Genomic DNA, 8,577 nt, shown 5'->3' with positions numbered 1-8,577 from the left:
AGGCTGCGACCTTCTTAATTCCTGTCAGCACCCGTCCTGCGGCCATGCGCAGCCAAGTACCTTTGTTTAGAAGCTCAACCGCGCCTTGAAGATCGGAAACAGTTTGCTTGAGACCAGCAACATGGTATTCCAATGAATCATTTTCAGCGGCAAGTTCATCCAGCCTTGCCGAGAAAGCAGCTAGACGTTCCTCAAGTTGAGCGGCTTCGTCTTTGGTGAAAAAGTCATTTGCCTCCTGCCCAAGGCCAGCCAAGTGTTCTTCAAGCTGCTTGCGCAGCATGTTGACCTCTTTTGCGAGCGGATTCGATGCGATGAGTTCCTCACGCACCCGGTCAGCCCAATCTTGCAAACGATTACATACAATATTAAGATCTTCACATCGAAAGTCTTCAACAAGAAGAAATTTAATCCCAGGGGATTCTTCTGTTAAGAACTTGTCATTACTGTGGTAAATATTTTTCGCTACAAACTTAAATCGAGCGTCGCCAAGGAATTTAACCTCAAAGACTATTGCCTGTTTTTCAGTATCTTTAAAGATGATATCAAAGTTTGACAAGCCAAAATACGTTTTTTCGAGCAAATCATATATCTCTTGTTTAACAACAGCACGCAACATGATTATTCTCCGTCATCTAATTAAATATGCAAAGAGCCTTTTTACCCGCTCTTTCGCTCCAATTCGCCAAACATTACCACCCACCTGCGAAAAATCAAGCCAAAACCTGTCCCCCTCACGCCGCAGCTGCCCGGCATGACAGAAAACGCTCTGGCAAACTGCTCAAACCAGCTCCTCATGGCGTTCAATGCGCGGCAGCTGTGACTTAATGGGAATCAGATCAGGCTCGATCTGCCGCACATCAAACGTAATCCGCCGCTCCTTGTGACATCATCCGCCGCCCGTGGAACTTTGTTTATGCCGAAAAGTTATATTCTTGCATCTTTTTCAGTTCCATCCGCCAAGCAGCACCACCCACCTGCAAAAAATCAAGCCAAAACCAGCCGCCCTTACGCCGAAACTGCCCGGCATGACAGAAAATGCTCTGGCAAACTGCTCAAACCAGCTCCTCATGGTGTTCAATGCGCGGCAGCTGCGGCTCAATGAGGAGCAGATCAGGCTCGATCTGCCGCACATCAAACTTGATCCGCCGCTTCTTGTGACACCATCCGCCGCCCGTGGAACTCTGTTTACGCCAGACAAAGCGCGATGCGTGGCAGACAAAGTTTGAACGGCAGCGCATCACGCTCTGTCTGCGGCACATCGACTTCATTCTGTCGCGGATCAAGTCTTGTCAGGAGCAGATCAAGCGTGACGCGCACCGGATGCAGCGCGTTGTCCTGCGGATTTTGCGCCTGTTCCGGCGGCTTTGGCGGGCTTGGCCGCAGATTTCAGCAGCAATTACTCTCGCAAAGGCGGAGCAAGCCTCCGCCCTTGCGCCTCCGCGCTCAATCAATGTCCAAATACATGGCCGGGCTGGCCTGATTGCCCCGCTCCAGCTTTTTGATCGCCTCATCGGTCTCGTTGGTGAGGCGGTCCATCTCCAGCACAGTCTTGGCCATCTGCGGCAGGGCCTCCTGACGGAAGCGGGCGATGTCATTCAAGGCGGCGTGGATGTCAGCGAAAGCCTGCTTGAGCACCTGAATGTCTAACTGGCTGGTTGAAGCCTGCTTGTGGATCTCCGTGCCCTGCTCCTTCAGCCGACGGGCCGTGTCGCCAATCAGCTTGTTCGTCGTCTCATTGACCGCCTCGATCTTTTTCAGGACAATGCGCTGATTGGCCAAGGCCAGAGCCACGGTCACAGCCACATTGAGGGCGTTGACCGTCACATTGACCGCCCTGCTCACGCCACGGATCAGCTCTTTGTTGTTGCGGATGATGATCTCAATCGCCAGAACCGCCTGTTGATTGACAGCCAGCTGCTGCTGCAAGTCCATCAGCCGCTGCCGGAGCGGAAAGAGCAGCTCCTCCTTGATGAAGCCGCTGCGCGGGTCGTCGGAAGGAATCTCCTGCTCCGCAACCAGACTGAGCTTTGTGTCCACCATCATCCCCAGCTCAATAGCTTTGCGCAGCTTGTGCGTGTCGAGGCGGAGCTGCTTCTGGTCGTCAAGCAGGGTGATGTTGTCGCGCTTGAGGGTGTCCGCGCCAGTTTGCAGCGAGCGGAAAATTGCGTCCAGCACGGTCTGTGCGCTCTCGAACTGGAGGAAATAGCGTTTCAGCGGCGTGCCCACGCCGGGAATCGTGCCCAAGAGACGGGCGAACCAGCCGGGATTGAGATTGAATTTCTCCGGGTCCAGCTCGTCCACCTTCATATTCAGGTTGACCAAGGCGTTCGCCACCTCGCCGCCGTCCTCGCCCTTCTGCGCCAGCTTGCGGATCGGCTCGCGCAGCATCGCGCTGCGCAGGGCGGAATCCTTCTGGGCCTTTGCGCCGAGATTGTCAATGGCCGCGACATGCTGCTGACGCACTTCCAGCTGGCCAGCGTCTTCCGGGTTGAAGGACAAGATCCTGGCCGCGAACTCCGCCGCCATCTTCTCCAGCTCCGGGTCGGCTGTCTTGACTTCCAAGCGGGCCGGATCAACCAGCCCAAGCTCCGCGCTCAACTGCCGCTCGTCCACTTTGACCAGCGCGTTCTCCTCTTTTGTTTCCAACATGCGGGTTCCTCCTGAGTTTAGTACTGTTTGGCGCGGGCCGCCACCTGCTGCAGCTGGGTGATGGCGGTTTCCAAGTCCCCTTTGGCCAAGGGGCGGTCCGTGGACATCGCGGCGACTGCCGCCGCTGTCTCCTGAATCGCAGTCATCGCCTCTTCGTTGGCAGTGAGCAGCTCGTTGACCTGCTCCAGCTGGCTTATGCGTAGCTGCCGCCGCCGGAGCAGCGTCTCACGCTCCTTGCGGTCCGCCTCAGAAAGGCTGGCTGCTCTGTCCAGCGGCCTGAGACATTTTTCAATATACACAAGGTCAATCCCGCCGACGCTCTGGAGCAGCGAGGCGATGCGCCGGAGATTGTCAAAGCCGCCCAGCTGCACCTGCTCCGCCGCGCCGAGAAAACGTCCGTAGGACAGCTCGCCCGGCTGGAATTTCTCTGTCAGCAGACGGCGCAGCTTGTCCACCTTGTCGCGCAGCCGGTCGAGCTGCTCAACAGCCTGCCCGGCATGATCTTCCGCGCCAGGCACTGTCCGCGCCTGCTCCAGCTCGCGGCGCAGCCCTTCGAGGGCCTGCCTCTCCTGCTCCCGGAGCTGCCCGGCCAATTCTTGCAGATAGCGGGCAGACAGGGCCTCGCCCCGGAAGAAAATGTTGACCACCGCGCTGGTCATGCCAAGAGCGAGTCCGCCGAGGGTCGCCAGATACAGCAGCGGCGTGTTGAAGAGATAGGCGGCGAATCCAAGCGGCAGGCCTAGGGCAGGAGGGTAGAGCGTGAGCCAGTGCGTGAGGCCGTGCCGCAGCACATGCCGCCGCATCGCGCCCTGGCTGTAGTCGTGGAGGTTGGGCTGAAGATCGTGCTCGTTCATGCGTTCAAACGCTGCGGTCAGCCGCAGGCCGCCTCCCCTCCGCTGTGTTTGACAAAGCGGCTGATTGTATATACAATGAACCATGCGTTACGAATGGAACGAAGGCAAACGCGCCGCCAATCTTGCCAAGCACGACGTTGATTTCGGCAAAGCGGAAGATTTTGATTGGACAAGCGCAATCGAAGCAAGAGATCATCGTTTCGATTACGGCGAGGAGCGATGGATTGCGCTCGGCATGATTGGCAGCCGTCTTCATGTGCTTGTTTACACCATCCGGGGCGGCAGCATCCGCCTCATCAGCTTGCGGCGGGCCAATGCCCGCGAAAGAGAGCATTATGAAAAAACAAAAGCCTGAGCATGTCTCCCAAGCGGATTGGGATGCGGTTGACTCCCCGCCGCTGGACAGCTCTTTTCTGGCCAAGATGAGACCGGCGGCTGCGGAGCATCCTAGCTTTCCGCCAAAGGTGCGCGGCCCTCAGGCGCAGGTGAAAAAAACGCCGATATCTATCAGGCTTGATGAAGCGGTAGTCAGCTCCTTCAGGGCCACAGGCCGGGGCTGGCAGTCGCGTGTCAATCAGGTGCTGCGGGACTGGCTCAAGGAGCACGGCAACGCAATCTGAGACAGTCACATGTCCTCCCTTGCCAGCACCAGCTCGACTCTCGGCAGGCGGTACTCATAGGCCCGCAGCGGCTCGCCGGGCAGCTGCGCCAGCGGCTTGGTTCCGCCCAGCCCCAGAGGCCGCAGCCGGTTGGAATCAAGGCTGTGGGTGATTTGCAGATAGCGGCTCACCGCTTCCGCCCGCTCCAAAGAGAGGCGCAGGTTTTCCTCCGGGTCGCCGCGCAGGCCGGTGTGGCCCTTGATGAGAATGCGGAAATGGGGATAATGACTGAGCCGCTCCGCCGCCGCGTCAACGGTCTGCTTGCCGAGGATGTTCAGCTCCGCCGTGCCTTGCTGAAAGACGACCGGATCAAGCTTCAGGGTGCCAACTTCTTTCAGCGCGGCCCAGCCCGCCGCGTCCAAGGGCGGAAAGGCCGCCGTGCCCGCCTGCGCGGTCTTGCCGCCAGTGAAACCTGCTGTTCCGGCGGCAAGCAGCTCTTCGAGGAAGGCCCGGTTGGTCAGCCGGTAGGGATTGCCGTCCGGCACCGGGCTGGCAGAGAAATCGCCCGCATTGACGAGAATCTCCGCCGCCGACTCAATCGCCGCGATCAAGCCTTCCTCGCCGCCGTTCAGACCGAACCACTGCTCGCCGTTGTCCGCCAGCGAGGCCCAGCTCACGCCCTTGAGCATCGAACTGACTTCGTTTTCCTTCAGCCCGGTCTCCTCGCGGACATGACGGATCAGCAGGGCCTCGTCCTGGCGGTATTTGCGCAGCGTCTTGAAATAGGAGGAGAGGAGGAGCTTGACGAGCTGGGGATTCTTCTGCGCGAATTCGCGGCGGACCAGCAGAATGTCCACGATCAGCCGCTGCGTGTCCTCGGTGCCGAGCAGCTTGATGATGCCCGGCTGCTGGAGGGCCTTGCTGACATCCGGCTCCCACAGCACGGCGACATCGGTCTTGCCGGCAAGCAGGGCGGCTTTGGCCTGCTCGGAGCCATTCACCGCCAGCCGCAGCGGACCGGGTGGCGGATGCAGTTCCGGCGCGTTGAAATGATCCGCCGCCGCCTTGGCTAAATGCTCGCTGGGGCTGGCCGGAGTGAAAGCGACCTTCACATCCATCTTGCCCTTGAGATCGTCAAGCCCAGCCACCCTCTCTTGACGCGCAAGGATCGCGTCTCCGCCTTTGGATTCATCCAGCACGGCGATGATGATGCCGGGATAGTTGAACCGCCCGCCGTTGAGGAGGTAGGAATCCACTGTCGCCACAGCGAAATCCAGCTCGCCTTTCTCCAGCCGCTCCATCCGGCCCGGATAATCAGCCTTGTCGTCCTCCACAGCCAGCAGCCAGCCCGCCTGGCGCAGGGCGGCCTTCATCTCCGGCGAGCGGAGAGGGAAATAGCCGATCCAGCTGTCCGCCGCGACGCGGATCTTGCCCTGCAAATCCGCCGCGTCGCTCGTCTCCTGCTGCTTGCGGTCAAGAATGCGCGGCAGCAGCAGCCAGACTCCGTAGGTGAGAGCGGAGCCGATGAGCATCAGGAGCAGTGCGCCGATCAGTCTGGCCTTCATTGCGCGTCAAAGGTGGCTGCGTCAAAGGTTTCCGCCTCAGCCAGCACATCGGCCAAGCCTTGGCGCAAGGCGGCGGGATTGTCCGCCGCCTTGTACACGGTGCGGCCCGGCATGTTGAGGCTGTGATTCGTGCCGATGCAGAAGCCAATGGTGTGCAGCTCCACCGGAGTGCTCTCCAGCATCCAGCGCACCGCCGCGTCCGGCTCTTGGCCGGGGCTGGCGTAGCCGTCCGTCACCACCACCAAGACATAACGGCCATAGCCGAGCTGGCGCACAGCCTGCTTCTCCAGCGCGGCATAGCCTGCTTTGACCGCGTCCTTCAGTGGCGTGTCGCCGGAGGCGTAAGCAGCCTGCACTGCCTCAGCGAACTGCTGCCGGTTGCCTGCGCCCAAAGGCGCCAGCTCACGGATCTGGCCGTCATTGAAGATCAGCAGGCCGAGATTGGCATCCGCAGGAACAGCGGCGGCGAATTCTTTGATCGCGTCCTTGGCCGCCTCCAATTTGGTCTGGCTGCCGGAACATTGCTTGTCGAGCATCGAGCCGCTGCCGTCCAACATCACGTAATAATTGGCGGCGAGCAGATTCGGCACCAAGACTGTGTCTCCGCCAGGCGCGGGCGGCCACGGCGCGGCGGCAGGCTTGGAAACAGCATCGGCTGAAGGCGGCGGTGCGGCGGTCTGATTTGCCGAACGGCTTTGGGGAGCAGGGCTGCTTTTCTTTTGCGCCGGACGGTCTTCGCAGCCGAACAGCAGACAGGCGGCCAGCAGGAGCAGCAAGATTTTCAGGGCGTTCATTGTCAGCCCCCTTTACAGCGGTTTGAAAACTGAGGCTTCGGCTTCCAGCTGGATGATGCGGAACTCGACCCGCATATTGTCGCGCCAGGCCTGCTCGGTTTTGGGCGGACAGGGATCATCGCCGCAAAGGCCGCTTTTCGGTTTGGTGATGCCGTGGCCGATCACCGCGAACTGGCTTTCGTCTAAGGTCACGCCCTTGGCGGCGGCAAAGGTCATGATGCTCTCACGCACCGCGTTGGCCCGCGAAAGGCTGAGATTCTTTGCCGCCTGCTTGATCTGATTGAGGGCCATTTCTGTTTCCTGCCGCTTCTTCGCCTGAAGCCAGCCCATCGGGTCGGAATGCCCTTCGATGGTGATCACCGCGCCGCCGTAGGTTGAGGCCAGCTCGATGACCTTGTTGAACGCGTCGGCGTAGAGGTCAGCAGAGAACTGGTTCTGGTTGGGCTGAAAAAAGACCTCGAAGGAGAACAGCTCTCCCTCGGCTAAGCGGTCCTGCTGCTGCTTGCGCTGGATCACGCCCGCAACTTTGGCGGAGTCGAATTTCGGTGCCTCCACGCCTGCTGTGTTGCGCAGACCGTCCTTGAGCGCGTCGTAGCTGAAGTCCGCCGCCGCCAAGGGCGACTTCCTGCCGAGCAGGCCGAGCTTGACAAAGGCGTTCTGGGTCTGGTCGCGGAGATTGAGGAAATTGCGCGGATAATTGGGATCAGTGAAAAATTTGACATTGCCAGCGAAGCCGACAAACTCGCAGTCCGCCCGCAGCGACTCAGCATCAGCGGTCGCCGCCGGGCTGTCGAACAAAATCTGCGCCGAAGCCTTGACCGTCTCGGTGTATTCCTTCATCCGTGCGGACTTATTCTTGAGCAAATCGGCCAGCTGCTCCTCGCCCTGCATCAGGCCGTTGACGAACTTCTCCACCTCGGTGCGGCGGCTTTTGAAATAATCGGCCCGCACTGCGTACACATCAGCGATGATCCGGTTGGCGGTCTTGGTTGAGAGCAGAATCTCGGCACCTTTGACTGAACCTTCCGCGCCCGTGCCTGCTGTGCCGCCGGAAGTGAGAGCCATGCCGTCGGGAATGATCATCATCGCCGCGTCAATGCCGTCTTCACGGAAGGCTTCCGCCGGGGTTTCCGCTGTGCCGGTCAGATCTTTGACCCATTTGATGCTCACGTCGCTCATGGCCAGCCCGGCATCAGCCAGCACCTTGGCTAAATAATCTACATGCGGGCCGTAGGCTTGCAGGGCCACGGTCTTGCCTTTCAGATCCTTGGCGGTCTTGATCCCCGGCTTGACCACCAAGCAGTCGCCGCCGTTCGACCAAGTGAGCTGATAAATGATCACCGGCGCGGTGCGCGGGTCGCGGCCCAGCACCTCCGAAGCCATGCTCACCATGCCCATCGTACCGCGCAAATACGGCGTTTCGCCGCGCAGATAGGACTCAATCTGTTTCTTGAAGTCATCCTCGCGCACGAGCTGGAGCTTCAGGCCCTTCTTGCCGAAAATGCTGTCCGGCGCAGTCTGGGTCGCGTTGCCATTGGCGAGAATGGTCGCCTCGTCCCCGCCCCACGTGATCAGCGGCACCCGCACCGGTCCGCCAGGCTTGATGTCCTCAGCCGCCGCGCTGATGACCTTGGCCAGCGGCGGCGCGTCCACGTACTGAACCGCACGGGCGGGCGGGCCGCAAAGCATGAAGAGGAGAAAAACAGCATGGAAAAGCCTTTGTCGTCTCATGGCAAACACCCTGGCAAAGATTCAGAGTAAACGGCTCCGCATCGGCGCAGCTCGCCTGTACGCAACAGATTGGCACGCAAACCAGATGCTGTCAAGTTTTTTCGCAGGAAATATATGCAGATATGCTAAAAAAAACAGCGGCAGGCGACCGCAGGCTCTCATCTTTTCACAGCAACGCCTGGACATTCCCGCAGCAGCTCCTGTGGATCGGCTTTGAAACGCTCCCAAAACGGGAACGTGCGGCATTGCTCAGGTCGTTGTTCGTAAATGGAGCAGCGGCAGGAGGCGCGGTCGAAAAAACAGCAGAAATGCTCGCCGTTGATCACCCGTTCCTGCAAGGAAAGCCTGCCCTGCACCCGGCGGACATAGCACTTGGCGAAAAGGC

10 protein-coding genes are annotated in these 8,577 nt (G+C 59.7%); 2 read left to right on the top strand and 8 right to left on the bottom strand.

The genetic code is table 11. The features are described from left to right. From ACNKID_RS08410 to ACNKID_RS08395, 4 genes are all read right to left on the bottom strand, one after another. On the bottom strand, positions 1-616 hold a 616-nt coding region (locus ACNKID_RS08410), incomplete at its 3' end, for a hypothetical protein (RefSeq protein ID WP_417912990.1). A gap of 436 nt (positions 617-1,052) precedes the next feature. Then, on the bottom strand, positions 1,053-1,241 hold the full coding sequence (locus tag ACNKID_RS08405) for a hypothetical protein (protein WP_417912989.1): 189 nt from the start codon (positions 1,239-1,241) through the stop codon (positions 1,053-1,055). 202 nt (positions 1,242-1,443) lie between these two features. Continuing rightward, positions 1,444-2,649, bottom strand: a complete 1,206-nt coding sequence (locus tag ACNKID_RS08400; RefSeq protein WP_417912528.1) for a toxic anion resistance protein — start codon at positions 2,647-2,649, stop codon at positions 1,444-1,446. 17 nt (positions 2,650-2,666) lie between these two features. Continuing rightward, positions 2,667-3,503 (bottom strand): hypothetical protein, encoded by an 837-nt coding sequence (locus ACNKID_RS08395; RefSeq protein ID WP_417912988.1) that lies wholly within the window; start codon positions 3,501-3,503, stop codon positions 2,667-2,669. Between the two features lie 82 nt (positions 3,504-3,585). Here ACNKID_RS08395 and ACNKID_RS08390 point away from each other — a divergent pair, with 82 nt between their 5' ends. Beyond that, a complete protein-coding gene (locus ACNKID_RS08390; RefSeq protein WP_417912987.1) occupies positions 3,586-3,858 on the top strand; it encodes a BrnT family toxin in 273 nt (90 codons plus the stop codon). Continuing rightward, on the top strand, positions 3,839-4,123 hold the full coding sequence (locus ACNKID_RS08385) for a BrnA antitoxin family protein (protein ID WP_417912986.1): 285 nt from the start codon (positions 3,839-3,841) through the stop codon (positions 4,121-4,123). The genes ACNKID_RS08390 and ACNKID_RS08385 overlap by 20 nt, the downstream gene beginning before the upstream one ends. Positions 4,124-4,128: 5 nt before the next feature. On the opposite strand, the gene ACNKID_RS08380 is transcribed toward ACNKID_RS08385, so the two are convergent. The 4 genes from ACNKID_RS08380 to ACNKID_RS08365 form a co-directional block, all read right to left on the bottom strand. Further along, positions 4,129-5,667 (bottom strand): OmpA family protein, encoded by a 1,539-nt coding sequence (locus ACNKID_RS08380; RefSeq protein ID WP_417912526.1) that lies wholly within the window; start codon positions 5,665-5,667, stop codon positions 4,129-4,131. Next, positions 5,664-6,461 (bottom strand): vWA domain-containing protein, encoded by a 798-nt coding sequence (locus tag ACNKID_RS08375; protein ID WP_417912985.1) that lies wholly within the window; start codon positions 6,459-6,461, stop codon positions 5,664-5,666. The genes ACNKID_RS08380 and ACNKID_RS08375 overlap by 4 nt, the downstream gene beginning before the upstream one ends. A gap of 12 nt (positions 6,462-6,473) precedes the next feature. Next, positions 6,474-8,192 carry an ABC transporter substrate-binding protein gene (locus ACNKID_RS08370; protein WP_417912984.1) on the bottom strand — a complete coding sequence of 573 codons (1,719 nt, stop codon included), beginning with the start codon at positions 8,190-8,192 and terminating at the stop codon, positions 6,474-6,476. Between the two features lie 158 nt (positions 8,193-8,350). Beyond that, positions 8,351-8,577, bottom strand: a 227-nt coding sequence (locus tag ACNKID_RS08365; RefSeq protein ID WP_417912983.1) for a YkgJ family cysteine cluster protein, incomplete at its 5' end; no start/stop codon positions are given.

Source organism: Candidatus Electronema sp. TJ (genome assembly GCF_048287355.1).
Classification (GTDB): Bacteria; Desulfobacterota; Desulfobulbia; order Desulfobulbales; family Desulfobulbaceae; genus Electronema.
This window is presented reverse-complemented; position numbering and strand designations above follow the sequence as displayed.